Raw genomic sequence first — 22965 nt, 5'->3', positions numbered from 1 at the left:
GGGCAATAGTGGGGGCAGCATGAAACTACCAAAGCCCGATCTCAGTTCCGGAAACTGGTCCCTGTCCCGCGCCTATCTTGCGGCCAGCGTCGTGGTTATGGGGACCGGCGCTATCGTAATCGGCGGCTGGGTCACGGGCCGGATCGAAGATGCGGTCGTACAGAACTCTGCCAATTCCGCAGCCCTCTACATGGAAAGCATCCTGTCGCCGCTCAGCCAGGAACTAGCCCACGGCGACAGCCTTTCGGACCCGGCAGCGCGGGCCGTGTCCGAGCTGTTCGATCAGCAATCGATGCAAGAGCGGATCGTCTCGTACAAGATCTGGAAAAAGGACGGGCTGATCGCCCATGCGTCAGACCCCGACATCATCGGACGCACGTTTCCCCCCACCGACGATCTGAAACGCGCCTGGTCGGGGCAGATCTCGGGTTCGTTCGAGAAACTAGACCGCGCCGAGAACCAAGCCGAGGCCGCGATGGGCATTCCGCTGCTGGAAGTCTACAGCCCCATACGCGAGATCTGGTCCGGCGAGATCATCGCCGTCGGCGAGTTCTATCAGCGCGCGGATCAGTTGCAGACCGACCTGATGCAGGCCAGACGCACCAGTTGGCTGGTGGTGGCCACGACCTTCGGGCTGAGCACGCTGATCCTATACCTGATCGTGGCGGTCGGCGACCGGACGATCCGCACCCAGTCCGACCTGTTGAAGACCCGTCTGGCCGACAGCCTGAAAATGTCGCAACAAAACGCCGACCTGCGCGCGCGGGTGATCGAGGCATCGGACCGGTCAACCGCCCAAACCGACCGCTTTCTGCGCAAACTCGGTGCCGAGCTGCATGACGGCCCGGCCCAGTATCTGGCGTTGGCAGCGCTGCGGTTGGATTCGGCCTTTCCCCAAGACGGGTCCGGCAACAAGGTCGCCCACGAGGTTCACCAATCGATTCAACGCGCGCTGACCGAGATCCGCGCCCTGTCCCGCGGGCTGGCGGCCCCCGACATCGAGGCGCTGGACCTTGAGGACGTGATCGTGCGCGCCGCCAGCGACCGGTCGGTTCCCGACGCGCCCGCCCCCGAGTTGTCGATCAGCGGCGACGTGATGCCCGCGTTGTCCTACGCCGAAAAGCTGTGCGTTTTCCGGTTCGTGCAGGAGGCCCTGTCGAATGCCGCCCGTCACGCACAAGGGGCGAAATGCACCGTTACCTGCGCTTCAAGCCCCGACGAGCTGTCGGTGGCGGTCGCTGATGATGGTCCGGGGTTCGATCCGTCAGACGCCATCAAGCTGGGCACCGAGGGCGGTCAGGGCCTGATGGGGCTGCGCGACCGGGTGGAAAGCATCGGAGGGCGTTTCGAGCTCAAAACCGCCCCCGGTGCGGGAACAACGATCAAAATGACTCTGTTTCACAGGCAAGCGAGGCCGAGATGACCACGACAATCGTATTGGCGGACGATCACCCGATTTTTCGGGACGGATTGCGCCGGACATTGGAAGATTCGGGTGAATTCAAGGTGCTGGCGGCCGGCGAGAGCGCCAATGAGGCCGTGCAACTGACCCGAGACCACAAACCCGACCTCGTCATCCTGGACCTGTCCATGCCGGGCGGCGGAATCGCCGCCACGCGGCAGATCGCGGCCATGGAGGATCCACCGCGCATTGCCATTCTGACCGTCTCCGAGGACAGCAACGACGTCGCCGACGCGCTGGAGGCCGGGGCGACGGGTTACATCCTAAAGGGCGTCACGGCCAGCGCCTTGACTGGGTCGCTGCGCAGCATCGCCGCCGGCGAAGGGGTCGTGTCCCCCGGGCTGGCCGCGCGGATCCTGTTCTCGATCGGAAAGAGCAAGACCAAGGCGGCCGAACCTGACGGGCTGAGCGACCTGACGCATCGCGAAGAGGAAATCTTGCGTCGCGTGGCCAAAGGGCTGAGCAATCGCGAAATCGCCGAAGAGCTGACGCTCCAGGAAAAGACCGTAAAGCATTATATGACAAGCATTCTGTCCAAGCTGCATGCCCGAAACCGGGTCGAGGCGGCGCTGATCGCCCACGACGCCTGGAAAACCTGACGCCCAACTGAAAACGGCCCCCGGAAATTCCGGAGGCCGTACTTGGTTTGCTCGACGGCTTGCTCAGTTCGTGATCGCGTTCAACCGCTGCATATCGGCCGAGGTTGCCGGGCGTTCGACCACTGTCCGGTTGTATGGATCCTTCAACTCGTACCGGCCGGCCTCGATTTCCTCTTTCCAGCCATTGGTATAGCGCACCTCGATATTGCTGCCCTGGCGTTCCACCTTGGCTGGCCGGCCACCGGCACTGTTGCCACCAGACGGCACGCTGTTGATGGTCACGCTGTCGGCCAGCGAACGCAGTCGGGTCAAGTCAGAGCCGGTCGCCGGTCGCTCCTCAACCGTACGGTTCTGCGCGTTCTTGCGTTCATAGCGCCCGTTCTCGATTTCTTCCTTGGTGCCGTCTGAATAGCGAATCTCGACGCCGCTGGCGCTGGTTTCAATCTTGGTCACGCGCACCGGGCCATTGCCCGATCCCGACGCGGCAGCGGATCCGCCGCGCTTGCTTTTGCCGCTGCGGGACTTGTCGTCGTCGTCATCATCGTCGTCGTCCCGGTCATCATCGCGGTCATCATCCCGATCGTCGTCTCGGTCATCGTCGCGGTCATCATCCCGATCGTCGTCTCGGTCATCGTCGCGGTCATCATCCCGATCGTCGTCCCGGTCATCGTCGCGGTCGTCGTCACCATCCTTGCCTTTGCCGCTTTTTGCAAAAGCATAGGAGGGATCCACATGGAAACCGGAGTCAAAGTCAAAACTCAGCGAATAGGGGCTGGCGGCGAAGGCTGACGCCAGGGCTGCGGTGCTCAACAACCTTGCGATTTTCGTTTTCACTCTCATCTCGATATCCTTTCCTGTCAAAACGCCCTTCCTGACGCTATTGGGAAAAGGCTAACAGGCTGGGGACACGGCAACATCGGCCCATGGTCGGGCGAATTTTCGGCCCTTGGGACCCTGCCTCACAGGTCTTTCATCCGATCAGGATGCACACGTACCGGCTTGACGCCGAGACAACGCGATTTCGATGTCAATCAATCGCGCGATTGGGGGATGGCCTTGAGATAGCTGGCAATGGCCAGACGATCTGCGTCGCTCAGCTTCGCGGTATTCAGCACCACCTCGGCCATCTCGCCCCCGGCGCTGTCATAGTCCGGCGTGAACCCGGACCTCAGATACTCGGCAATATCCGCTTCGGACCAGTCCAGCTGATCGGGGGCCAGCCCCGGGATGCGCCCCTTTCCGCTGGGATTCGGGGCGCCCTGCAGCCATTTCGACAGGATCAACCCGCCCAGGGCATTGCGCGGGGTATGACATTCTCCGCAATGACCCAGAGCCTCGACAAGGTAGCGGCCGCGCTGCTGCTGGCCGGACAGATCTCCGTCCATGATCCAGCCAGACCGCAGAAACAGCAGCTTCCACCCTCCCAAGGCAAGCCGCAGATTGAACGGAAAACCTACCTCGTGGGGTGCATTGGGCGTGGCGTCGGCTGGAAGGCTCATCAGGAAGGCATGCAACGAGACGACATCCTGCGGCGCCATCCTGACGTAGGACGCATAGGGGAAGGCTGGGTAATAATGCTGTCGGTCCGGGCTGCTGCCATGCCATAGCGCGCTTGCCAGATCGACGGGCGTCCAATCGCCGATCCCGTGAACCGGATCACTGGATATGTTGGGCGCGACGAAGGTACCGAACGGCGTCGAAAACCTGCGCCCACCGGACAAAACCAGGCGGGTATCGCCCTCGGCCCCGGGTGCCGAATGGCAGGCCGCGCAGCCGGCGGCATGAAACGCCTGTTCACCCTGCGCAATGTCGGGAGCCAGACCGCTCAACCTCGCCGGATCAGCCAAACGCGGGCGGGTCACGAAAAGTCCCGCGCCCACGATCACGGCCGCGCAGGCGGCGGCCGTGAGTCCCCATTTTCGCATTCCACCCTTACTCCTTGGGGGCGCGATAGGCCTTGTGGCACGCCGAACACGCCCCACCCAGAGGCCCCATCGCGGCCTTCAGGGCATCAAGATCCTGCCCGGCGGCCGACTGCATGGCAACAGCGGCTTCGGCCAGGGCCTGCCCCTTGGCGCTGACATCAGGGAAATTCTGCCAGATCGCCGGCAAAGCACGCGAAGACGGATCGCCCGCATTGTCGGTTCCGGCCGGCCACATCGCCGACTGATCGACTTGGGTCAACGTGGCCAGATTGTTAGCCGCCGCTGCCGCGGCCTTGGCATCGTATTCCGCCTCACCCTTGGCCATGGCGCCCAACTGACCGATGTTAAACGCATAAAGCGACATCAGAGACTGCCGCGCCTTAACTGCGGGGTTCTTCGCCTCTTGCGCCATGCTGGTACCTACGATCGCAACCGACAGAAGACCGGCCGCCGCAAAAGAAAGATATTTGGTCATAATTCTGCTCCCTTGTTGAACACACAAAGACTAGCTTGAATAATTTTTCTTGTAATTGTTTGATATTTTGCTGAGCCTGTTCATTTATGAACAAGACAAATTGGGACGACATCCGCTTCGTGCTAGCCGTCCGTCGCCATGGTTCATTGAACGCTGCCGCGACGGCCCTGAAAGTTACGCATGCCACGGTCCTGCGCCGGGTCGCTGCGTTCGAGCAGCGCCACGGTTGCCATCTGTTCGGCAAAGCCACGTCCGGCTATGTACCCCGCCCCGAGGCACAGCAGATCTTCGCCGCAATGGAGGATGTCGAAAACGCGGTTCTGGCGCTGGATCGTACGATTGCAGGGGCCGACCGGTCGCCGGTCGGAAAAGTGCGGATCGCTTCGACGGACAGCCTGTGCCAGATCGTGCTACCATGTATCTTGCGCCGTATCTCGGAACGGTTTCCGGGGCTTGAATTCACTTTGCTCAGCAACAATACGCATCACGACCTGACCCGCCTGACGGCGGATATCGTGGTGCGCCCGTCCCCGGGATTGGATGGCGGCCTGACCGGCCAGATGGCCGGCACACTGCGCTTTGCCGTCTATTACGATGGCACGCCCGGCCAGAAATGGCTGGCCCTGCAAGGCGCGCTGGGCAAGTCGATGCCCGCGCAGTGGATGGCGGACAACATCGCGCCCGCGGCCATCATCAGCGGTGCCGACAGCTTCCTGGTCCTGCGGCAGATGGCTGCTGAAGGAGCGGGCAGGACGTTCCTTCCGACCTTCGTCGGAGACGCCGACCCCAGACTAAAGCGCGACCCCGAAGTGCCCCCCGGGATGGCCGTGCCCCTTTGGGTCGCCATGCTGGAAGAGATTGCCCACACTCCCCGGTTCGCGCTGGTGCGTGACCAACTGCTGGCACGGCTTAGACCGCTGTTTGCAGCAGAGCACGCCTGACGCTCAAACGAGCGCAACACATTGCCAAAGCGGGAAAAATCTGGAGCGGGTAGCGGGAATCGAACCCGCGCGTTCAGCTTGGGAAGCTGACAGGCTACCATTACATCATACCCGCCGCAGGAGCTGAAATAGCACCGGATGCGCACCGGGATCAAGCGGCGATCTGCTGGAAAGACGCGTTATTGCCACAGAAAAAGGCCGGGCTGAACACCCGGCCCCGGAACAGCGTCAAACCCACATCAGGCCCGGCGGCGGCGGCCGCCTCCCCGACGGCCACGCGCGCCCTCGCTTTCGGCGCCTGCGGCATCGGCCGGCTTGTTGAACTTGATCCATTCGCCGCCATGCGGGTCGTTGTTGGTCAGCAGGTTGGCGGCGCGGATGGCCTCCATTTCCTTGCCGGCGCGCGGCTTGGTCGAGCCCAGACCGAACATCTGAACGAAGGTTTCGTCGTCCATGCCCTCGGGCAGGATGATGCCCGCCGCCGCAACCTCGGCCCTTTTCTCAGCAATCTTCTTCTGCGTCACCGGCAGCGCCACCGGGTTCATGATGGCCGAGGTCATGCCCGCGCCCATCGCCATCGGCAGGAAGGCGTTGTTGATGCCGTGACGGTTCGGCAGACCGAACGAGATGTTGGACGCACCGCAGGTGGTGTTCACGCCCAGCTCTTCGCGCAGGCGGCGCACCAGGGCAAAGACCTGAAGCCCCGCAGTTGCCATCGCACCGATCGGCATCACCAGCGGGTCCACAACGATGTCGTGGGCCGGAATGCCATAGTCGGCGGCGCGCTGGACGATCTTCTTGGCAACCTCAAAGCGCACGTCGGGGTCTTCGGAAATGCCCGTATCGTCGTTCGAGATCGCAACGACCGGCACGTTGTATTTCTTGACCAGCGGCAGCACCAGTTCCAGGCGATCCTCTTCACCGGTGACCGAGTTCAGCAACGGGCGGCCTTCGGCAGCCTCGAGCCCGGCCTCCAACGCGCCCGGAACCGAACTGTCGATGCACAGCGGCACATCGACCAGACCCTGCACCAGTTCGACGATCTGTTTCATCAGCGGCGGTTCGGTCTCGTTCGGGTTGGGGTTCGAGTTGTAGACCACACCCGCGTTGATATCGAGCACGGTCGCCCCGGCCGCCACCTGCGCCAGCGCGTCCTGCTCGACGGTCGAGAAATCGCCCGCTTCCAGCTCGGCCGCCAGCTTCTTGCGGCCGGTGGGGTTGATCCGCTCGCCGATCACGCAGAACGGCTGATCGAAGCCGATGATCGCGGTTTTGGTCTTTGATTCTACGACAGTACGGGTCATGTCCGGTCCTTAAGCGTTTGCAGGCTTCGTCGAGGCGCCGCCGTTTTCGATGGCCCAGTTGGCATTGGTCTTGATGCCGCCAAGCGGGAAGAAGTGCACGTTGGTGATGTTGAAGTCGGGGTTGGCCGCCTTGTGCTGGGCCAATTCGGTAATCACGTCGGTCGGCTCGTAGGGCAGCAGCAGCTTGGACACGTCCATGGCGCGCTTCTGCAGCACCTTCAGCGACGGGCCCACGCCGCAGGCGATCGCGAACTTGATCAGGGTCTGCAGCTTGGCCGGACCGGCGATGCCGATGTGGATCGGCAGGTCGATCCCGGCCGCCTTCAGGCCGTCGGCCCATGCGATGATCGGCTTGGCGTCAAAGGCAAACTGGGTGGCCAGCGCCATTTCGGCGTCGGTGGTTTCGCTGAATTTCTGCTTCCAGCGCAACGCCTCGTCCACGTTTTTGGTCGAGCCGTCCGGGTCGATATCCTTGTTGCCCTCGGGGTGACCTGCGACGTGCAGACGCTTGAAGCCCGCCTTGTCGAACAGTCCCGTCTCAAGCAACTGCATCGAGCTGTCGAACTCGCCATGCGGCTTGTCCACGCCCCCGGCCAGCAGCAGCGCCTGATCGACGCCGGCCTCGCCCTGATACATGGCGATCCAGTTCTCCAGCGTCGCCGCGTCCTTGATAATGCGGGCCGGGAAATGCGGCATGACCGGATAGCCCTCGGCCGAGATCCGCTTGGCGGTCTTGACCATGTCCTCGATCGGCGTGCCCTCGATATGGGCGATGTAGACGCGCGTGCCTTCGGGCAGCAGATCGCGAAAATCTTCGACCTTCTCGGCGGTGCGCGGCATCACCTCGATCGAATACCCTTTCAGAAAGGCTTCGACGGCAGGGTTCACCGGGGCCTTTTCGGCCGCATCACGTTTCTTGAAGTTCAGCAAAGCCATCGCGGCCTCCCATAAAGATCTGGGGCTCATGCCCAACCGTCATTTCCGATCAGGGCCTTGAGGCGATCCTGATCGTATTCCGTTTCCAGGCGCAGCGCCTGGGCCTCGGCGATCTCGGCCGGGTCGCCCTCAACCTCGAACGGCTCGGCCTTGCGCCACTCGGCCAGGTAGGCGTCGCTGTCCTTGGCGTTCACCTTCATGGCGGCGCGGTCGATGGCCTGTTCGAACCGTTCCGACAATTGCCGCTTGGCCCCGCGCCGGCCCTTGCCGACGATGACCTGAGCGGGAATGTCGCGCCAGTATACGATGGTGACGTCAGGCATTGATCGTGATTCCTCCTAACCAGATGGTCCGGTTCTAAACGGCAATGTGGGGCCGGGTCGGTCGGATTTCGACACCCGGCGCTGTTCCAGCGACCTTTTCGCCCCCTTGGGATACAGCGCCTCGGGTCGTCTCTCCAGTGCCGAGGGGCATCAAAATCCTCATGACCTTAATGAGCATCTTGCACGTCGGACGCCCGCAACCTAATGTCGGGGTAACTCGTAAATCGGAGGGCGTGACGATGGCGCCCAAGCGTCCCAAAGGTGCGGGCGCGTTCCCGAAAGTGGTCGAAAGCCCCGCGCCGGCAAGACCCGATCCAGATGCGCTGTATGCGGCGCTGGATCTGGGAACAAATAGCTGCCGCATGTTGATCGCCCAGCCCAAGGGCAGCGGGTTCCATGTGGTGGACAGCTTCTCGAAGTCCGTGCAACTGGGCTCGGGGCTTGAACGGACCGGACGTCTGTCGCGGTCCTCTATGGCGCGCACCATTCAAGCCTTGCGCATCTGCCAGCAGAAGCTGAAGCGCAACAAGGTCAAGCGCATGCGGCTGGTGGCGACCGAAGCCTGCCGTCGCGCCCGAAACGCGCGCGACTTCATCCGGCAGGTGAAACGCGAAACCGGCCTGACCTTGGAGATCATCCAACCCGAGGAAGAGGCGCGCCTGGCCGTGATTTCATGCGCGCCGCTGGTCAGCACCAAGACCGAGCAGCTGCTGGTGGTCGATATCGGCGGCGGCTCGACCGAGCTGGTCTGGATCGACCTGTCCTCGGTGCCGCGGCGCGACCGGCCATCGGCGATCATGCGGTTGCACAACGGGTTCCACACCGCCGACAGCCCCTTTCCTGCGGCGAAGGTGGTGGACTGGATCAGCGTGCCGCTGGGCGTGGCCACCCTGCGCGACCAGTTCCACGATGTCGAGGACGACGCCGCCCGGTTCGCGCTGATGAGCTGGTTCTTCGAAGAAAACCTGGCCGATTTCGCCCCCTACAAGGATGAACAGGCCCGCGAGGGGTTCCAGATCGTCGGCACCAGCGGCACAGTCACGACGGTCGCGGCCTCGCATCTGGGGTTGAAGCGTTATGACCGCACCAAGGTGGACGGGCTGCGCATGACCAGTGATCAGATTGACAAGGTGATACGCGGCTATCTAGAACTCGGCCCTCAGGGTCGGCGCCGCGATCCGCGCATCGGCGAGGACCGGCAGGCCCTGATCATGTCCGGCTCGGCCATTTTGCAGGCGCTGCTGCGCTGCTGGCCCACCGACCGCCTTTCGGTTGCGGATCGGGGGCTGCGCGAGGGTCTGCTCTATGCCCAGATGAGCGCGGACGGGGTATTGGAAGACGGACCGTTCTGATGGCGAAGACACCAACCGGCAAAAACACCTCGGGGCGCGGGCAGCGTGACCTGAAGGTCAAGGTCAAGACCGCACGCGGGCGCAAGCTCAGCTCGACCCGTTGGTTGCAGCGGCAGCTGAACGACCCCTATGTGAAACGGGCGCAGGCCGAGGGGTATCGCGGGCGCGCGGCCTACAAGATCATGGAGCTAGACGACAAATACCGGTTCCTGGTGCCGGGCGCGCGGGTCGTCGATCTGGGCTGTGCGCCGGGGGGCTGGTGCCAGGTCGCGGTCAAACGCGTGAACGCGCTGGGCGAGAAATCGGGCAAGCGGATCGGCACCGTTCTGGGCATCGACCTGCAAGAGGTCGAACCCATCGCCGGTGCCGAGATCCATCAGTTGGACTTCATGGAAGACGACGCTGACGAGAAGGTCAAAGCCTGGCTGGGCGGCAAGGCCGACGTGGTCATGTCGGACATGGCCGCTGCGTCGTCGGGGCATAAGCAAACCGACCACCTGCGCATTATCGCCCTGTGTGAAACCGCCGCCTATTTCGCTTTTGACGTTCTGGAACAGGGCGGCACCTTCGTCGCCAAGGTTCTGGCAGGCGGGGCCGAGGGCGACCTGCAGAAACTGCTGAAACAGAAGTTCGAGAAGGTCGCGAACGTCAAGCCGCCGGCGTCTCGGTCGGACAGTTCCGAGAAATTCGTGGTTGCCACCGGGTTCCGGGGCTGAGCTTAAATGTCTTCCGCGGTTTTTGCGCCCGCGAACTGCTGTTCCCGCAGGGATGCGGTAGCCAACCCCAGCAGCATCAACGCGTCGCCATGCCCGAGATAGACGACGGGACGGCTGCGCAGGGATTCGATCCGTTGAACCAGCGCCGGGTCGCGTGGCATCGCGGCTTTCTCGGACCTCGTGGGCGGGAATGTCGAGTGCAGCATGGTACAACCATCACCAAACGGGCCTTTTGCCCTCGGCGAAGGGATAGGTCGGAAATCTGCCGTCAAGATGGCAGGATCGGGGAAGTTCGGTGCCGGGTCAGCGGCCCAGTTGATCGGCCAGCGCCCCAAGCGCCGCGCTGTCGGGCAGAACCTTCAGCCCCTCGCGCAGAACGGCGCGCGCGGCCTCGACGCCGCGATTGATCTGCGCCAGTTGGACCAGCATCGGCCAGGCCTCTTCGCGCTGGGGATCCAGGGTCACCACCTGACGAAAGGCCTGTTCGGCCGCCGGCGCGTTGCGCAGCGTCAGCGCCATGCCACCCAGGACCAGATGCGTTTCGGGGAAGTCCAGCCGGTTCGACAAAGTGCGCTGCCAATCAGCCATGGCTTCGCGCGCGTTGGTGCGCTGCAACGGGGTCAGCGCCTGCCCGGGAACGGTCAGGAATTCCTTGGCGGCCGACAGCCGGACGGACCGGACCGGGTCGGACAGCAACGGGGACAGCCGGTCGATCCGGTCCGGCAGGTCGGCGGACCGTTGCAGCGGAACCGCATTGGCCCGCACCAGCGGGTCGGCATCCGCCAGCAGACCGGCAGTGGTCGCCGCCAGATCCGCAGACCCATGCTGTTGCAGCAGATAGGCCGCGGTGGCCCGCACGATACCCGGCTGATCCACGTCCAGCGCGATCGCCATCAGAGCTTTGGGGTCGGCGCCCTGACCGGAAAAGGCCGGCGCGAAGGCCGTGCCGAAATGCGGCCGGCGGTGGGCCGGGTCCGGGTACCACGCGTCGATCGTGGCAGCAGCCCACGGCTGATCCCGATCGCTGTGGCAATCGGTACAGGCGTCCGCGCCGAGGCCCAGATCGGGGCGCGGCACACGGAAACTGTGGTCGCGCCTGCCATCGACACCCATGTAGACCCGCTCGATCATGTGGCAGCTTTTGCATTGCGCCCCCTCGCCCCCAGGCGTGTGGCGATGGTGCGCGGGATCGTCGTACAGCGCCTTGCGCAGGGTCGGAAAATCGGGATTGCCCGCCGGGGAATGGCACTGCGTGCAGACGGCGTTGCCCTCGGCCGTCAAGGTTGCGCCGTGCGCCTCGTGGCAATTCAGACAGCCAACGCCCTTCGCGTACATCTTTGATTGCAGAAACGAGCCGTAGACATAGACCTCGTCCATGATCTGGCCATCGGGCTGGTAAAGACCGGGACGCAGAAGGGCCAGATTGTAGGCATCGTGGAACGGTATGCCCGGCAGCGGATTTCCATCCGCGAACGCCTCGCGGCGGGAATGGCAGGAGGCGCATTGCTGAATCTCGGCCTCGGTGTCTCCCCTGCCCCAGCGCATAGAAAACCCGAACGCGTCCAGCCCGACAGGCATGGTCTGGCCACGGGCCCACTCCAGATGGGCCGAGCCCGGACCGTGGCAGGCCTCGCACCCCACGCCGATCTCGGACTGGGTCGAGGCATAGCTCTGCGTCTGCACGTCAAAGTTCTTTTTGAACTCGGTCGCGTGACATTCAGCGCAGCGGGCGTTCCAGGTCTTGTAGGAGCCCGTCCAGTGCAACCCGTCGTCCGGGGGCAGATCCTGATCCGGGTAGAGGTGGTACCAGCGTTTTTCCACCGAGTCCCAGACCACGTCGAAGCTCTGCAATCGGCCGGGTTCGGTTTCGAACAGATATTGCTGCAACGGCTCGATGCCCACGACGGAGTGGACCCTGTATGTCCGCGTTTGGCCGTCCTGCTCGGTCACGTCTGCGATGTAGACGCCATCTTCCTGTCGGAACTCGACCGCCATGCCGTTGTCCGCGAATGTCGTGCCGTCGAAATCGGCCACCACGTTTTCAGGCGTGGGCGCGGTCCAGGCCTTGGCGTGATGGGACCCGATCCACGCTTGCACTTGTTCGTCATGGCAATCCCGGCAGGCTTCCGAGCCGACATAGTCCTGCGCCACCGTTGGCCCGGCAAGTAGGATGCAGGCCAAGGAGATTGCGGATGCCCATGCGGCGTGCGGCCAAATCGTCATACGTTTCCGACCTCGTCATGATTGTCGATATCCATCAGCGCACCGTTGAATTCTGCGCCAAAGATCATGATGGCCGCGCTCAGATACAGAAAGATCAATGCGGCCATGGCGCCGGCCAGCCCCGCATAGGTGGCGCTGTAGCTTGCGAACTGACCGATATAGAGCGAGAACGCCAGCCCGCCGGCCAGCCACAAACCCAGCGTCAACAGCACGCCAGGAAGGATCTGGCGCAGCGAATGCCGGCCGACCGGCAGAACCAGATGGGCCAGCAGCACCGTCAGTGCCGGGACGGCCACGGCGAAGGTCCACCGCAGGCGTTCGACCGACAACCAGTCAGCGACATTTACTGACGTCTTCTCGGACATCAGGCGGGAATAGATCGGCAACAGCAGTTCAACCGCCGCAACGATCAAAATCGCGGCGCCACCCAGAATGACCAGCCCCAGACAGAACAGGCGCGTTTTCCAGAACGGCCAGCTATCGGTGTCGTGATAGGCCTGATTGATGGCCGCCCGAACGGCTACTACTCCGTTCGACGCGAAGTAGACGGCAAGCACTGCACCCAAGGTGATCGTTCCCGACCCTGCCCCATTCAAAACCGCGCGCAGTTCGGCCACGATCGGCTCGGCCACGTCCTTGGGCCAGACGCCGAAAATCAGGCCGATCATCTCGTCGGTGACATAGTCCTGCGACAGCAGGCCGGCCAGAGACACGGTGAACAGGGCAAAGGGAAACAGCGCCAGCATCAGAGACATGGCGACATGGCTGCTCATGACGAACCCGTTCTTGTCGTCGAAGCGCCGGACGGCCAGCCAAAGCGCCCGAACGAAACGGCCCAAAACGGGAATCAGGACTTGTGTCATGTGGAAACCCTAGCCTGCAACTCACGACGAAAGAACCGGCCAATGCGTCAATTGCACGAGAATTTTCCGAATAACTGTCTGGCCCGATTGCACAAAGCCTGCCGTCCGTGCAGGATCGCCATTGGACAATACCGTTGCACCCAGCTCGCGCTGGAACAGCCGAGGCCCGAATGACGAAATCCGCTCCGCCGACCCGCACACCGCTGAGGTTGAGTGTCGTTCGCGACGTCACCATCGTGCTGACCCTAGTGGTGCTGGGGCTTTACGCAGGTGCAAGTTTTCTGGTTCCGCTGACCATGGCGCTGTTGATCAACGTGCTGATCATAGCGCTCAGCGACCGTGTGATCGCTCTGACCCGCGCGCCGGTGTGGCTGGCAAATCTGGCTGCCGTCACGGTGGTTCTGGCCGGCCTGTTCATGATCACCTACATCCTGGGCAGTCAGGCCACGCAGTTCGCACGGACCGCGGGCGACTACGAAAACCAGCTCGACGGCGTTATCAACCGCGTGACCGGCCTGGTCGGGAACGATGTGACCGCCTTTGTGCGCGACAATCTGATCAGCATGGACATGGCCTCGGTCGCGCGGGTTCTGCTGGGCAGCGCCACCTCGATGCTGAACCAGTTTTTCCTGATCAGCCTGTATGTCGCCTTCCTGATGGCCGAGCGGCTGGCCTTCCGCAAAAAGCTGAAGATCGCGGCCGGAAATCCCGTCACCGGGGGCGACCTTTCCACGGTTCTGGATGCGATAACCTTCAGTCTGCAGCGCTATGTCGGGGTCAAGACCTTCATCAGCCTTGTCACGGCCGGGATCAGCTATGCCATCTTTCGGGCTCTGGGGCTGGAATACGCGGAAACCTGGGCCGTTCTGACCTTTGCGCTGAACTTCATCCCGTCGATCGGCTCGATCATCGCGGTTGTTTTTCCGGCGATGATCGCCCTTGTTCAGTTCGAAACGCTCGGCCCCTTCCTGGTGATCGTGTTCGGGTGCGGCACGATCCAATTCCTGATCGGCAACTTCCTGGATCCGGCCCTGCTGGGCCGTTCGCTGAACATGTCAACCTTTCTGGTGATTCTGGCGCTGACCTTCTGGACCACGGTCTGGGGTCTGATCGGCGCGTTTCTCAGCGTTCCGTTGACTGTGTGCATTCTGATCATCTTCAGCCACATACCGGCCCTGCGCCCCGTCGCCGTTTTGATGTCGTTGGACGGGCGCCTGGCCGAGGACGTCAAGTCGCCGCGTGCCTGACTTCGGTTGAACACCCTGAAATCAGGGGTGGATCGGCCATGAATGCGCTGCTAGCCTCCAAATATTGCAATGGCTTGGCCGAATGATCCACCGGGTCCGGCGCAAAGTGTTTGGATGACCGTTTGTGATGATTGGACCGCCATGACACCGCTTGACCAAATCAACGATCTGAAAGCCCGTATGGCCCAGTCGATCATCGGACAGACACAGGTCATCGACCGCCTTCTGATCGGGCTGCTGGCCAACGGGAACCTACTGATCGAAGGTTTGCCGGGCCTGGCAAAAACCCGTGCCGTCAAGGCGATGGCCCGCAATCTTGATGCCGAATTCAGCCGCATCCAGTTCACGCCCGACCTTTTGCCGTCCGATGTCACAGGGACCGAGGTCTATACCCAGACCGAAGCGGGCGGCACCTTTCGGTTCGAGCCAGGCCCGATCTTCGCCAATATCGTCCTGGCGGACGAGATCAACCGCGCTCCGGCCAAGGTTCAGGCCGCGCTGCTTGAGGCGATGGAGGAACGGCAGGTCACCGTGTCCGGCACCACCCACAAGATGGAGCCGCTGTTCATCGTGATGGCCACCCAGAACCCGATCGAGCAGGAAGGCACCTATCCGCTGCCCGAGGCGCAGATGGACCGGTTCCTGATGCATGTTCAGATCACCTACCCCCCGGTCGAGGACGAGGTGCTGGTGATCCGTCTGGTTCGCGGCGAGGACACCGCCGCCAATTCCGGGACCACTGCCGAGAAACCCTCACCGATCCCGCAGGATGCCGTTTTTGCCGCCCGGCAGGAGATCGGGCAGATCCATGTCTCGGATGCGATGGATCGGTACATGGCCGATCTTGTTCAGGCGACCCGGACGCCGTCCGCGCTCAGCGATGACCTCGCCGCGTGGATCGAGATCGGCGCCAGTCCGCGGGCATCGCTGGCGCTGGACAAGTGCGGCCGGGCCCATGCCTGGATGAACGGGCGCGATTATGTCGACCCGGCCGACATCCGTGCCATTGCCCATGACGTGTTCCGCCACCGTATCACGCTGAGTTTCGAAGCGCAGGGCGACGCCAAGACCGCCGATGACGTGATCGACGAGATCCTGAAGCTCGTCGCCCTGCCCTGATCGTAACAATGGAGAGCCGCGTGTCCCCGACCGCAGCGACATCCCGCGACCCACGCATCCACGTCGATGCCCGCCACCTGCTGAGCCTCGGCGGGCGCACCGGCGCGCTCAGCCTTCTGCCCCGGCAGCCGGCCCGTTCGGTGCTGAACGGCCGCCATGCCTCACGCCTGCGCGGGCGCGGCCTGAATTTCGAGGAACTGCGCACCTATCTGCCCGGAGACGACATCCGCACGATCGACTGGAAAGTGACGGCCCGAACGGGCGAGCCACATGTGCGCGTCTACACCGAAGAGCGTGACCGCCCGGCTCTGCTGCTGGTGGATCAGCGGGTTTCGATGTTCTTCGGCACAAAAGTCTACATGAAATCGGTAGTGGCGGCCGAGGCCGCGGCCATCGCCGCCCATCGGGTTTTGGCACAGGGCGACCGCGTCGGCGGTATCGTGTTCGGTGATACCGACCTGGCCGAACATCGACCGCAGCGCCGCCCGGCGGCTTTGCGGCGGTTTCTGTCCTCGCTCGGCGCACTCAATTGCAGCCTGAATGCCGGGCTGCGCCCACAGACCACGGTCTCGCTGAACCAGGTGCTGCAACAGGCTGCGCGCATCGCACATACCAATGCCTTGGTCTGTGTGTTCTCGGACTTTGACGGCCTGACCGACGGGTCCGAACGGCTACTGCGCCGCCTGGCCCATTCCAATGACCTGATCCTGTTCGACATTTCCGACCCGATCTCGCGCCACATGCCGCCCGAGCTGCGGCTGACGGTCTCGGACGGCAACCAGCAGATCGAACTGGACGCGTCTGACAGACAAATGTCGGACCGCGTGACAAGGGCGATGGAGCAGAGGTTGGCGCAGCTACAATCCTGGTCGCGCCGATACGGGTTTCCGATCGTCCCGCTGACCACGGCCGAGCCCGCATTGGCCCAGATACTCCGGCTGTTCGGCCACAAAGGGGGACGGTCATGACCCCGGACACCGAAGGCAAATCGCTGGTCGAACTGCTGGACATGCTGAAACCGGCGCCCGAGCCGGCTCCGATTTCTATGGTGCCGCAGACCTGGGGCTGGGTTGTTCTGGCGGTGGCGCTGTTGCTCGTGGTTGGTCTGATCCTCGTGACGATCTGGCGGCACCGGCGGGCAAATGCCTATCGGCGGCTTGCGCTGAAGGAATTGGACCGGTGTCAGAATGACCCGGCCAAAGCCGCCGAGATCGTTCGCCGTGCCGCCCTTGCCGCCTTTCCCCGGTCTCAGGTGGCCGGTTTGACCGGTGAAAACTGGACGACTTTTTTGGGCCAAACCGCTGACCTGTCAGGATTTTCCGCCTCTGCCCTCGGCAACCTGGCAGCCGCCCCCTACCGCAAGGGGATCTCAGACCCGAATGCCGCTGAACTGGCGCGGTACTGGATCAAGTCGCATCGGTCCAAGGGGGCGGCGTGATGTTCAGTTTCGCCGCGCCTTGGGTTTTTCTTCTGCTGCCACTGCCGGCACTGGTCTATTTCCTTGCTCCGCCGCACCGGCAACGGGTCGATGCCATTCGCATCCCGTTCTTTCGCCACGTCGCACAAGCAGCCGGGGCCGAGCCGCAGTCTGGCTCGGTAACCCTGAGACGCACGCGGATGCAATCCGGTCTGGTGATCCTGATATGGGTGCTGCTGGTTCTGGCAATGGCCCGGCCCGAAAGGTTGGGCGACCCGATCGTCGTCGAAAAATCCGCCCGCGACGTGGTGCTGGCTGTGGACATCTCGGGTTCGATGGACCAGCGCGATTTCAAGGCAGAAGACGGCACGCCCAAGCAGCGGCTGGAGGCCGTAAAGGACGTTCTGCGTGCCTTCATCGCCGGGCGCAACGGCGACCGGATGGCGCTGATCATCTTCGGCACCCGCGCATTCGTTCAGGCTCCGTTCACCGAGGATTTGCAAAGCCTCAACGGTTTTCTGGACCAGACCGCCGTCGGCATGGCGGGTCCGAACACGGCGCTGGGCGATGCGATCGGGCTGGGCATCCGCACCTTCGAGTCGAGCGAGGTGGACCAACGCCTGATGATCGTATTGTCGGACGGTGCCGACACCTCAAGCCGCATGACGCCGGTCAATGCCTCGTCGATTGCGGCGGACAGGGGTGTCGTGATCTACACGATCGGCGTCGGCGACCCGGCTGCCACGGGCGAAGACCGGGTCGATCTGGACGCGCTGAAAGACATCGCCAACAAAACCCAAGGCCAGTATTTCTTTGCTGATGATGAGGCCGCCCTGACAGAGGTCTACCAGCAGATCGACGCCCAGAACCCCCGCGTGGTGGAAACCCAAAGCTACCGCCCGAGGATCAGCCTTGCACATTATCCGCTGGCGGCAGCGCTCCTCCTCATCCTCGCCAGCACCCTGGGCTTTCGCCTTTCACAGGGTCGGAGGCGCGCGGCATGATCGACGCTCTAGCCCAGTTTCATTTCCTGCGCCCCCACTGGCTGTTGCTGTTGCTGCCTATTGCCGCTGTCTGGTGGCTGACCCGGCCGCGCAGATCGGGCAGCTCGGACCTGCCTGCAGGCATTGCACCCCACCTGGCGCAGGCACTGCGTCTGAGGGCCGAGGATCAACGTCGGGTCGGTCCGCTGGACCTCGCAATGCTCGCCGCCATTCTTCTGACCCTTGCCGTAGCAGGGCCGACATGGTCACGGGCGCCGAACCCTCTGATTGCGGACACCGCGCCGCTGGTGATCGCGCTCAAAGTCACCGACAGCATGGAGTCGGCCGACCTCGCGCCGTCAAGGCTGGACCGTGCCATGTTGAAGATTACCGATCTGATCAACACCCGCGCAGGTGCGCCCACCGCCCTGATCGCCTATGCCGGATCCGCACACCGGGTCGCGCCGCTGACCGAAGACGCCAACATCCTGCGCCCCTTGCTCGAAGGGTTGACCCCGGCGGTCATGCCGGTCGCGGGCGATGCCGCCGGTGACGCGCTGACGCTGGCGCAGGACATTCTGGGCGATCAGATGGGCACAAGTGCGGTTCTCTTTGTACTCGACGATGTCGATCCGCAGCAGGTTTCCGCATTGGGACAATCTGATATCCCATTGTTTTTCCTGACGATGCTTCCGAATGGTCGCCAGATTCCGCAACTGGACGGCCTGCGAAATGCCTCGATCGTTCCGTTCTCGGGCGATGACCGCGACATCACCCGGCTGAACCGCGGTATCACCCGCAGTTTTTCCGCGGCCCTGGGCGAGGACGATCGCGTTGACTGGCAGGACCGCGCTTGGATTTTGGCCTGGCCCGTCGCCTTGATCGCACTGCTGTGGTTCAGACGTGGCTGGGTCATTCGCTGGGGATTTGTGGCATTGCTGTTTCTGCCGCCGACCGGCGCGCGCGCAGACGGTTGGCGGGACTGGTTCCTGACGCCGGACCAGCAAGGCCAGATCGCCATGAACCGGAAGGACTACGCCGCGGCCAGCACGCTGTTTCAGGATCCGTATCACCGAGGCTACGCCCAGTTGAAAGCCGGGCAATATGCGGAAGCGTCTGAGACCTTTACCCAGCTTTCCACGCCCGAAGCGGCGTTTGCCGAAGGCATGGCCCGCATCCGAAATCGACAGTATCGTCCGGCCATCGCGGCCTTTGAAACCGCGCTGGAGCGCCGCCCGGATTGGCCAGAGGCCGCGTACAACCTGGCCGTCGCCAAAGCGATTCTGGCCGAGGTCGAATCCACCCGTGAGCAATCCGACACCGGCGAAGCGTCGGGCATCGGGGCTGACGACATAGTGTTCGACAACGAAGCCGGTCTGGGCGCGGACACCACGCAACCGGCCGAGACCGGGGACGCCGCGACCCTGTCGGCCGACCAGTGGATCAGCGCCATCGACACCGACATGCAGGACTTCCTGCGCAGCCGGTTTGTTCTAGAAAATCAGGAGCGTTCCCAATGAGGTACCTTGCGCTCTTGATAATGCTTCTATGCCCCGCTCAGGTTTTGGCGCAAGCAACAGACATCCAGCCCCGCGTCACGATCGAAGTGCCTCCGGATCCGACAATCGTCGGCCAACCCGCCATCGTTCGCCTGAAGGTGCTGGTGCCGACCTACATGCCAAATCCACCGGTCTTTCCATCGCTTGAACAGGAAAACCTTCTGGTGCGCTTGCCCGATCGCGCTTCGGGGCCGGTCAGCGAGAGCGTTGAGGGCGAAACATGGTCTGGGGTTCAGCGCAGCTATCGGCTGTATCCGTTGGTCCCCGGTACGTATGAATTTGCAGCGGCCGCGGTGCAGGTGACCTATGCCGATCCCGAAACCAACGATCCGCTTCAGGTCTCGGTTCCCCTGCCCGCCGTTCTCCTGACAGTCGAGGTTCCTGACGCAGCCCGAGGACTTGATCCCCTGATAATCGCTGACAGGTTCGAACTGTCTCAGGAGATTGAGGGCGATACCAGCCTTCAAACCGGAGACGCACTGACCCGCACCATCACGGCCAAAATCACCGGAACGACCCCGATCATGATCCCGCCTTTGTTGCCCGAGATCGAGGACCCGTTGTTGCGAGCCTATCCCAATGAACCCCGATTGTCGGAAACCGAAGACCGGGGCGTCCTGTCCGGCCAACGTACCGACCGCGTGACCTATGTGGCCCAGGACGGCGGACAGACCCAATTGCCGGCTGTCGAGATCGATTGGTTCAACCTCAAGACCAACAAGATCGAAACTGCGCGCGCCGATCCCGTCGACCTCGTTCTTGCGCCGCCGCCGTGGCAACCTCCGGACCGGGAAACGGTGATACGTCTGATCGGCTATTTCACCATTGGGGCCGCAATATTATGGCTTGTTTTCAGCAAACTATATCCGGTTTTCAATGTACATTTGGAAGCCGCCAGACAAAGCAGGCTGGCCTCAGCCGCGCATGCATTTTCGGAACTCAAAAAAGCTGTGCGCCAACAAGACATCGCCCGCGTTTATCAGACGTTGGAAGACTGGAAACGGCGGCTGGCCGACCCACCAGACACTGCTGAATTCGAGGCTTCTCTGGCCGAAATCGGAGCGTCCAGATATGGAAGAGGTAATCTCCAACCGGAAAACTGGCGCAAGGTCCGCGATTGTCTTGATCGTATCGCCCGCCCGCGGCGTCACTCTCAATCCGGCTTGCCTCAGCTCAATCCCTGACGCGGTTGCCACCCTCTTACCCTACGTCAACCTCATTGGAGCCGAATCCTTGGGAACTATCTTCTAACATAAGTATTTTTGGATTGGTCTTTGTGATAGTTTTCAATTGCCTAGAGGGGCTTGTCTTGATTCCCCTTTTTGCCGAACCGCCTGACCTGGAAAGGGCGTGTTGAATGATTGACGGATCGGGGGGCGCATTTTCCCCCTTTCGACTTTCCTGCAAGGCCGTTTTTGCCTGACCACATAAGGAGAAAAAGATGTCATCACAGGGAAATTTAACGCATTTATGGCGCAGAGGGTTGCGGCGACTGGCCGTGGCCACGGTGTCCCTCGCGCTGGCCGCACCGGCTTGGGCACAGGATCAGAAACCGAACATTCTGGTCATCTGGGGCGACGACATCGGTCAGTCGAACATCTCGGCCTATACCATGGGTATGATGGGGTATCGCACGCCGAATATCGATCGGGTTGCGAATGAAGGCATGATCTTCACTGATTATTATGGCGAGCAATCCTGTACCGCAGGCCGGTCGTCCTACATCATGGGTCAGTCAGTGTTCCGCACAGGGCTGTCGAAGGTCGGCCTGCCGGGTGCGGATCTTGGTATGCAGGTCGAAGATCCGACCATTGCTGGTCTGTTGAAGGACCACGGCTATGCCACCGGTCAATTCGGCAAGAACCACTTGGGCGACAAAGATGAACATCTTCCGACAAACCACGGATTTGACGAATTTTTCGGCAACCTGTACCACCTGAACGCGGAAGAGGAACCCGAGAACGAGGACTATCCGGGCGATGCGGTTCTACCCGATGGCCGGACCTTCCGCGAAGCCTTTGGCCCGCGTGGCGTCATAAAGTCCAAGGCCGACGGAACCATCGAAGATACCGGACCGCTGACCAAGAAGCGGATGGAAACCGTGGATGACGAAACCGTGGCTGCGGCGATCGACTTCATCAAGCGTGCCCACGAACAGGGCCAGCCCTTCTATGTCTGGTGGAACGGAACGCGCATGCACTTCCGCACTCACGTCAAAGACGAGATGCGCCAGCAGGCCAATGACATGACCGGTCGTGTGATGGACGAATACTCGGCCGGCATGATCGAACATGACATTCATGTGGGCCAGCTGCTCGACCTGCTTGACGAGTTGGGCATCGCAGACAACACGATCGTCCACTACTCGACGGACAACGGACCGCACTACAACACCTGGCCTGATGCCGCGTCCACGCCCTTCTGGGGTGAAAAGAACACCAACTGGGAAGGCGGCTGGCGCGTACCCTCGATGGTGCGTTGGCCCGGCAAGATCGAACCCGGCTCGGTCACCAACGAGATCGTGCATCACATGGACTGGCTGCCCACCTACTTGGCGGCGGCCGGAGATACCGAGATCAAGGAAAAACTGAAGCAGGGCTACAGTTCGCCGGCCATGGGTCGCGACTACAAGGTACATCTGGACGGCTACAACATCCTGCCGCTGTTGACCGGTGAAACCACCGAAAGCCCGCGCAAGGAAATCTTCTATTTCTCGGATGACGGCGACCTGACCGCCCTGCGCTACGGCGACTGGAAGTTGATCTTTCTGGAGCAGAAGGCTTGGGCCACCCTGCGCGCCTGGATGGAACCCTGGACCGAACTGCGGGTGCCGATCATCGTGAACCTGCGGCGCGATCCCTATGAGCGCGGATACCGGACCTCGAACACCTATTACGACTGGATGATCGACCGCGTGTATCTGCTGGTGCCGGCTCAGCAATATGTGGCGAATTTCTTGGCGACCTTCCGGGAGTTCCCGCCGCGGCAGGAAGCAGCTAGCTTCAGCTTGGACCAAGTGATCGAGACGATGCTGACGCCGACCAACAACTGATAAAGGTCGGTTCTACTCTCGAGGGTCGCCGGCCTGAGCGGCGACCCTCATTATTTTGCAATAAAAGGATATTTCGTGTTTCGACAGCTTGTTTCAATCGCCCTTCTTGCGCTGCCGGCAGGGCTTGCGGCCGGCCCCTTGCTCAGTTGGACCGATTGCCCCACAAAAGAGCGGATCATCGCCTTCGTCGATACGGTGACGACGCTGGGCACCAAGTAATACGTCATCCCCGCCGACCGTGTGGCCGTGTTAGACAATGACGGTACGCTGTGGGCGGAACAGCCCGTCTATTTCCAGTTCATCTATGTCATGGATAAACTGGCTGAGAAGGCGCACGACGACCCGTCGATCCTGAGCACGCCGACGTTGGAAGCCGCCGCCAGGGGCGACGCCGAGACCGCATTGAGGGGCGGAGAGGACGCCCTGATCGAAGTCGTCAGCGCCACGCATTCGCGCCTGAGCGTCGAGG

23 protein-coding genes, 1 tRNA gene and 1 pseudogene are annotated in these 22965 nt (G+C 62.4%); 15 read left to right on the top strand and 10 right to left on the bottom strand.

Annotation, left to right across the window (positions count from 1 at the left end; genetic code table 11):
* Positions 1 to 19 precede the first annotated feature (19 nt).
* Entirely contained in the window at positions 20 to 1423 is a 1404-nt protein-coding gene (locus AC2FMN_RS16760) for a sensor histidine kinase (protein ID WP_496689589.1), read from the top strand.
* Positions 1420 to 2061 carry a response regulator gene (locus tag AC2FMN_RS16755; RefSeq protein WP_496689588.1) on the top strand — a complete coding sequence of 214 codons (642 nt, stop codon included), beginning with the start codon at positions 1420 to 1422 and terminating at the stop codon, positions 2059 to 2061. The genes AC2FMN_RS16760 and AC2FMN_RS16755 overlap by 4 nt, the downstream gene beginning before the upstream one ends.
* A 63-nt stretch (positions 2062 to 2124) precedes the next feature.
* Here the strand turns inward: AC2FMN_RS16755 and AC2FMN_RS16750 are convergent, their stop codons facing one another.
* The 3 genes from AC2FMN_RS16750 to AC2FMN_RS16740 form a co-directional block, all read right to left on the bottom strand.
* On the bottom strand, positions 2125 to 2871 hold the full coding sequence (locus tag AC2FMN_RS16750) for a hypothetical protein (RefSeq protein ID WP_496689587.1): 747 nt from the start codon (positions 2869 to 2871) through the stop codon (positions 2125 to 2127).
* 221 nt (positions 2872 to 3092) lie between these two features.
* Positions 3093 to 3986, bottom strand: coding sequence for a c-type cytochrome (locus tag AC2FMN_RS16745; RefSeq protein ID WP_496689586.1), 894 nt, complete (start codon positions 3984 to 3986; stop codon positions 3093 to 3095).
* A 7-nt stretch (positions 3987 to 3993) separates the two neighbouring features.
* A complete protein-coding gene (locus AC2FMN_RS16740; RefSeq protein WP_496689585.1) occupies positions 3994 to 4461 on the bottom strand; it encodes a c-type cytochrome in 468 nt (155 codons plus the stop codon).
* An 86-nt stretch (positions 4462 to 4547) separates the two neighbouring features.
* Here AC2FMN_RS16740 and AC2FMN_RS16735 point away from each other — a divergent pair, with 86 nt between their 5' ends.
* A complete protein-coding gene (locus AC2FMN_RS16735; RefSeq protein ID WP_496689583.1) occupies positions 4548 to 5402 on the top strand; it encodes a LysR family transcriptional regulator in 855 nt (284 codons plus the stop codon).
* Positions 5403 to 5443: 41 nt separating this feature from the next.
* Here AC2FMN_RS16735 and AC2FMN_RS16730 read toward each other — a convergent pair.
* The 4 genes from AC2FMN_RS16730 to AC2FMN_RS16715 form a co-directional block, all read right to left on the bottom strand.
* A tRNA-Gly gene (locus AC2FMN_RS16730) sits at positions 5444 to 5517 on the bottom strand.
* A 124-nt stretch (positions 5518 to 5641) separates the two neighbouring features.
* Positions 5642 to 6706: a methyltetrahydrofolate cobalamin methyltransferase gene (locus tag AC2FMN_RS16725; RefSeq protein WP_496689581.1), complete on the bottom strand. Its 1065-nt coding sequence runs from the start codon at positions 6704 to 6706 to the stop codon at positions 5642 to 5644.
* Between the two features lie 9 nt (positions 6707 to 6715).
* Complete coding sequence (locus AC2FMN_RS16720; RefSeq protein WP_496689579.1) at positions 6716 to 7642, bottom strand: methylenetetrahydrofolate reductase; 927 nt, start codon at positions 7640 to 7642, stop codon at positions 6716 to 6718.
* A 26-nt stretch (positions 7643 to 7668) separates the two neighbouring features.
* Positions 7669 to 7965, bottom strand: a complete 297-nt coding sequence (locus tag AC2FMN_RS16715) for a virulence factor (protein ID WP_490360414.1) — start codon at positions 7963 to 7965, stop codon at positions 7669 to 7671.
* Positions 7966 to 8204: 239 nt separating this feature from the next.
* Between AC2FMN_RS16715 and AC2FMN_RS16710 the strand changes: the two genes are divergently transcribed.
* Positions 8205 to 9317, top strand: coding sequence for a Ppx/GppA phosphatase family protein (locus AC2FMN_RS16710; protein ID WP_149774380.1), 1113 nt, complete (start codon positions 8205 to 8207; stop codon positions 9315 to 9317).
* On the top strand, positions 9317 to 10033 hold the full coding sequence (locus AC2FMN_RS16705; RefSeq protein WP_149774381.1) for an RlmE family RNA methyltransferase: 717 nt from the start codon (positions 9317 to 9319) through the stop codon (positions 10031 to 10033). Before AC2FMN_RS16710 ends, AC2FMN_RS16705 begins: the two co-directional genes overlap by 1 nt.
* 2 nt (positions 10034 to 10035) lie before the next feature.
* Here the strand turns inward: AC2FMN_RS16705 and AC2FMN_RS16700 are convergent, their stop codons facing one another.
* From AC2FMN_RS16700 to AC2FMN_RS16690, 3 genes are all read right to left on the bottom strand, one after another.
* The gene (locus AC2FMN_RS16700; RefSeq protein ID WP_496678283.1) at positions 10036 to 10239 is read right to left on the bottom strand and encodes a hypothetical protein; all 204 of its coding nucleotides are present in this window, start codon (positions 10237 to 10239) and stop codon (positions 10036 to 10038) included.
* Between the two features lie 97 nt (positions 10240 to 10336).
* Positions 10337 to 12256: a multiheme c-type cytochrome gene (locus AC2FMN_RS16695; RefSeq protein WP_496689578.1), complete on the bottom strand. Its 1920-nt coding sequence runs from the start codon at positions 12254 to 12256 to the stop codon at positions 10337 to 10339.
* Positions 12253 to 13119: a YihY/virulence factor BrkB family protein gene (locus AC2FMN_RS16690; RefSeq protein ID WP_496689576.1), complete on the bottom strand. Its 867-nt coding sequence runs from the start codon at positions 13117 to 13119 to the stop codon at positions 12253 to 12255. The genes AC2FMN_RS16695 and AC2FMN_RS16690 overlap by 4 nt, the downstream gene beginning before the upstream one ends.
* 170 nt (positions 13120 to 13289) lie before the next feature.
* Here AC2FMN_RS16690 and AC2FMN_RS16685 point away from each other — a divergent pair, with 170 nt between their 5' ends.
* From AC2FMN_RS16685 to AC2FMN_RS16640, 10 genes and pseudogenes are all read left to right on the top strand, one after another.
* Complete coding sequence (locus tag AC2FMN_RS16685; RefSeq protein ID WP_496689575.1) at positions 13290 to 14366, top strand: AI-2E family transporter; 1077 nt, start codon at positions 13290 to 13292, stop codon at positions 14364 to 14366.
* Positions 14367 to 14507: 141 nt separating this feature from the next.
* Positions 14508 to 15485, top strand: a complete 978-nt coding sequence (locus tag AC2FMN_RS16680) for an AAA family ATPase (protein ID WP_496689573.1) — start codon at positions 14508 to 14510, stop codon at positions 15483 to 15485.
* A gap of 20 nt (positions 15486 to 15505) precedes the next feature.
* Positions 15506 to 16453, top strand: a complete 948-nt coding sequence (locus AC2FMN_RS16675; protein ID WP_496689572.1) for a DUF58 domain-containing protein — start codon at positions 15506 to 15508, stop codon at positions 16451 to 16453.
* Positions 16450 to 16923, top strand: coding sequence for a DUF4381 domain-containing protein (locus AC2FMN_RS16670; RefSeq protein ID WP_496689570.1), 474 nt, complete (start codon positions 16450 to 16452; stop codon positions 16921 to 16923). Before AC2FMN_RS16675 ends, AC2FMN_RS16670 begins: the two co-directional genes overlap by 4 nt.
* Positions 16923 to 17906, top strand: coding sequence for a vWA domain-containing protein (locus AC2FMN_RS16665; RefSeq protein ID WP_496689568.1), 984 nt, complete (start codon positions 16923 to 16925; stop codon positions 17904 to 17906). The genes AC2FMN_RS16670 and AC2FMN_RS16665 overlap by 1 nt, the downstream gene beginning before the upstream one ends.
* A complete protein-coding gene (locus AC2FMN_RS16660; RefSeq protein ID WP_496689566.1) occupies positions 17903 to 19405 on the top strand; it encodes a VWA domain-containing protein in 1503 nt (500 codons plus the stop codon). The genes AC2FMN_RS16665 and AC2FMN_RS16660 overlap by 4 nt, the downstream gene beginning before the upstream one ends.
* A complete protein-coding gene (locus tag AC2FMN_RS16655) occupies positions 19402 to 20628 on the top strand; it encodes a hypothetical protein (protein ID WP_496689564.1) in 1227 nt (408 codons plus the stop codon). Before AC2FMN_RS16660 ends, AC2FMN_RS16655 begins: the two co-directional genes overlap by 4 nt.
* A gap of 257 nt (positions 20629 to 20885) precedes the next feature.
* Positions 20886 to 22496 carry an arylsulfatase gene (locus tag AC2FMN_RS16650; protein ID WP_496689562.1) on the top strand — a complete coding sequence of 537 codons (1611 nt, stop codon included), beginning with the start codon at positions 20886 to 20888 and terminating at the stop codon, positions 22494 to 22496.
* Between the two features lie 75 nt (positions 22497 to 22571).
* The gene (locus AC2FMN_RS16645; protein WP_496689560.1) at positions 22572 to 22715 is read left to right on the top strand and encodes a hypothetical protein; all 144 of its coding nucleotides are present in this window, start codon (positions 22572 to 22574) and stop codon (positions 22713 to 22715) included.
* 27 nt (positions 22716 to 22742) lie between these two features.
* A pseudogene (locus AC2FMN_RS16640) lies at positions 22743 to 22965 on the top strand (haloacid dehalogenase-like hydrolase); the annotation flags it as partial.

The sequence above is a fragment of the Ruegeria sp. BHSC037 genome, assembly GCF_059613045.1.
The sequence above is the reverse complement of the archived record's forward strand: the minus strand, read 5'-3'. Positions and strand labels throughout refer to the sequence as shown.

What these genes read in the sequence shown, in the direction of transcription:
- AC2FMN_RS16705 (WP_149774381.1), top strand. Translation starts at nt 9,317, where the DNA reads ATGGCGAAGACACCAACCGGCAAAAACACCTCGGGGCGCGGGCAGCGT.
- AC2FMN_RS16695 (WP_496689578.1), bottom strand. Translation starts at nt 12,256, where the DNA reads ATGACGATTTGGCCGCACGCCGCATGGGCATCCGCAATCTCCTTGGCC.
- AC2FMN_RS16655 (WP_496689564.1), top strand. Translation starts at nt 19,402, where the DNA reads ATGAGGTACCTTGCGCTCTTGATAATGCTTCTATGCCCCGCTCAGGTT.
- AC2FMN_RS16665 (WP_496689568.1), top strand. Translation starts at nt 16,923, where the DNA reads ATGTTCAGTTTCGCCGCGCCTTGGGTTTTTCTTCTGCTGCCACTGCCG.
- AC2FMN_RS16745 (WP_496689586.1), bottom strand. Translation starts at nt 3,986, where the DNA reads ATGCGAAAATGGGGACTCACGGCCGCCGCCTGCGCGGCCGTGATCGTG.
- AC2FMN_RS16700 (WP_496678283.1), bottom strand. Translation starts at nt 10,239, where the DNA reads ATGCTGCACTCGACATTCCCGCCCACGAGGTCCGAGAAAGCCGCGATG.
- AC2FMN_RS16660 (WP_496689566.1), top strand. Translation starts at nt 17,903, where the DNA reads ATGATCGACGCTCTAGCCCAGTTTCATTTCCTGCGCCCCCACTGGCTG.
- AC2FMN_RS16680 (WP_496689573.1), top strand. Translation starts at nt 14,508, where the DNA reads ATGACACCGCTTGACCAAATCAACGATCTGAAAGCCCGTATGGCCCAG.
- AC2FMN_RS16685 (WP_496689575.1), top strand. Translation starts at nt 13,290, where the DNA reads ATGACGAAATCCGCTCCGCCGACCCGCACACCGCTGAGGTTGAGTGTC.
- AC2FMN_RS16725 (WP_496689581.1), bottom strand. Translation starts at nt 6,706, where the DNA reads ATGACCCGTACTGTCGTAGAATCAAAGACCAAAACCGCGATCATCGGC.
- AC2FMN_RS16735 (WP_496689583.1), top strand. Translation starts at nt 4,548, where the DNA reads ATGAACAAGACAAATTGGGACGACATCCGCTTCGTGCTAGCCGTCCGT.
- AC2FMN_RS16740 (WP_496689585.1), bottom strand. Translation starts at nt 4,461, where the DNA reads ATGACCAAATATCTTTCTTTTGCGGCGGCCGGTCTTCTGTCGGTTGCG.
- AC2FMN_RS16760 (WP_496689589.1), top strand. Translation starts at nt 20, where the DNA reads ATGAAACTACCAAAGCCCGATCTCAGTTCCGGAAACTGGTCCCTGTCC.
- AC2FMN_RS16650 (WP_496689562.1), top strand. Translation starts at nt 20,886, where the DNA reads ATGTCATCACAGGGAAATTTAACGCATTTATGGCGCAGAGGGTTGCGG.
- AC2FMN_RS16710 (WP_149774380.1), top strand. Translation starts at nt 8,205, where the DNA reads ATGGCGCCCAAGCGTCCCAAAGGTGCGGGCGCGTTCCCGAAAGTGGTC.
- AC2FMN_RS16690 (WP_496689576.1), bottom strand. Translation starts at nt 13,119, where the DNA reads ATGACACAAGTCCTGATTCCCGTTTTGGGCCGTTTCGTTCGGGCGCTT.
- AC2FMN_RS16670 (WP_496689570.1), top strand. Translation starts at nt 16,450, where the DNA reads ATGACCCCGGACACCGAAGGCAAATCGCTGGTCGAACTGCTGGACATG.
- AC2FMN_RS16755 (WP_496689588.1), top strand. Translation starts at nt 1,420, where the DNA reads ATGACCACGACAATCGTATTGGCGGACGATCACCCGATTTTTCGGGAC.
- AC2FMN_RS16720 (WP_496689579.1), bottom strand. Translation starts at nt 7,642, where the DNA reads ATGGCTTTGCTGAACTTCAAGAAACGTGATGCGGCCGAAAAGGCCCCG.
- AC2FMN_RS16715 (WP_490360414.1), bottom strand. Translation starts at nt 7,965, where the DNA reads ATGCCTGACGTCACCATCGTATACTGGCGCGACATTCCCGCTCAGGTC.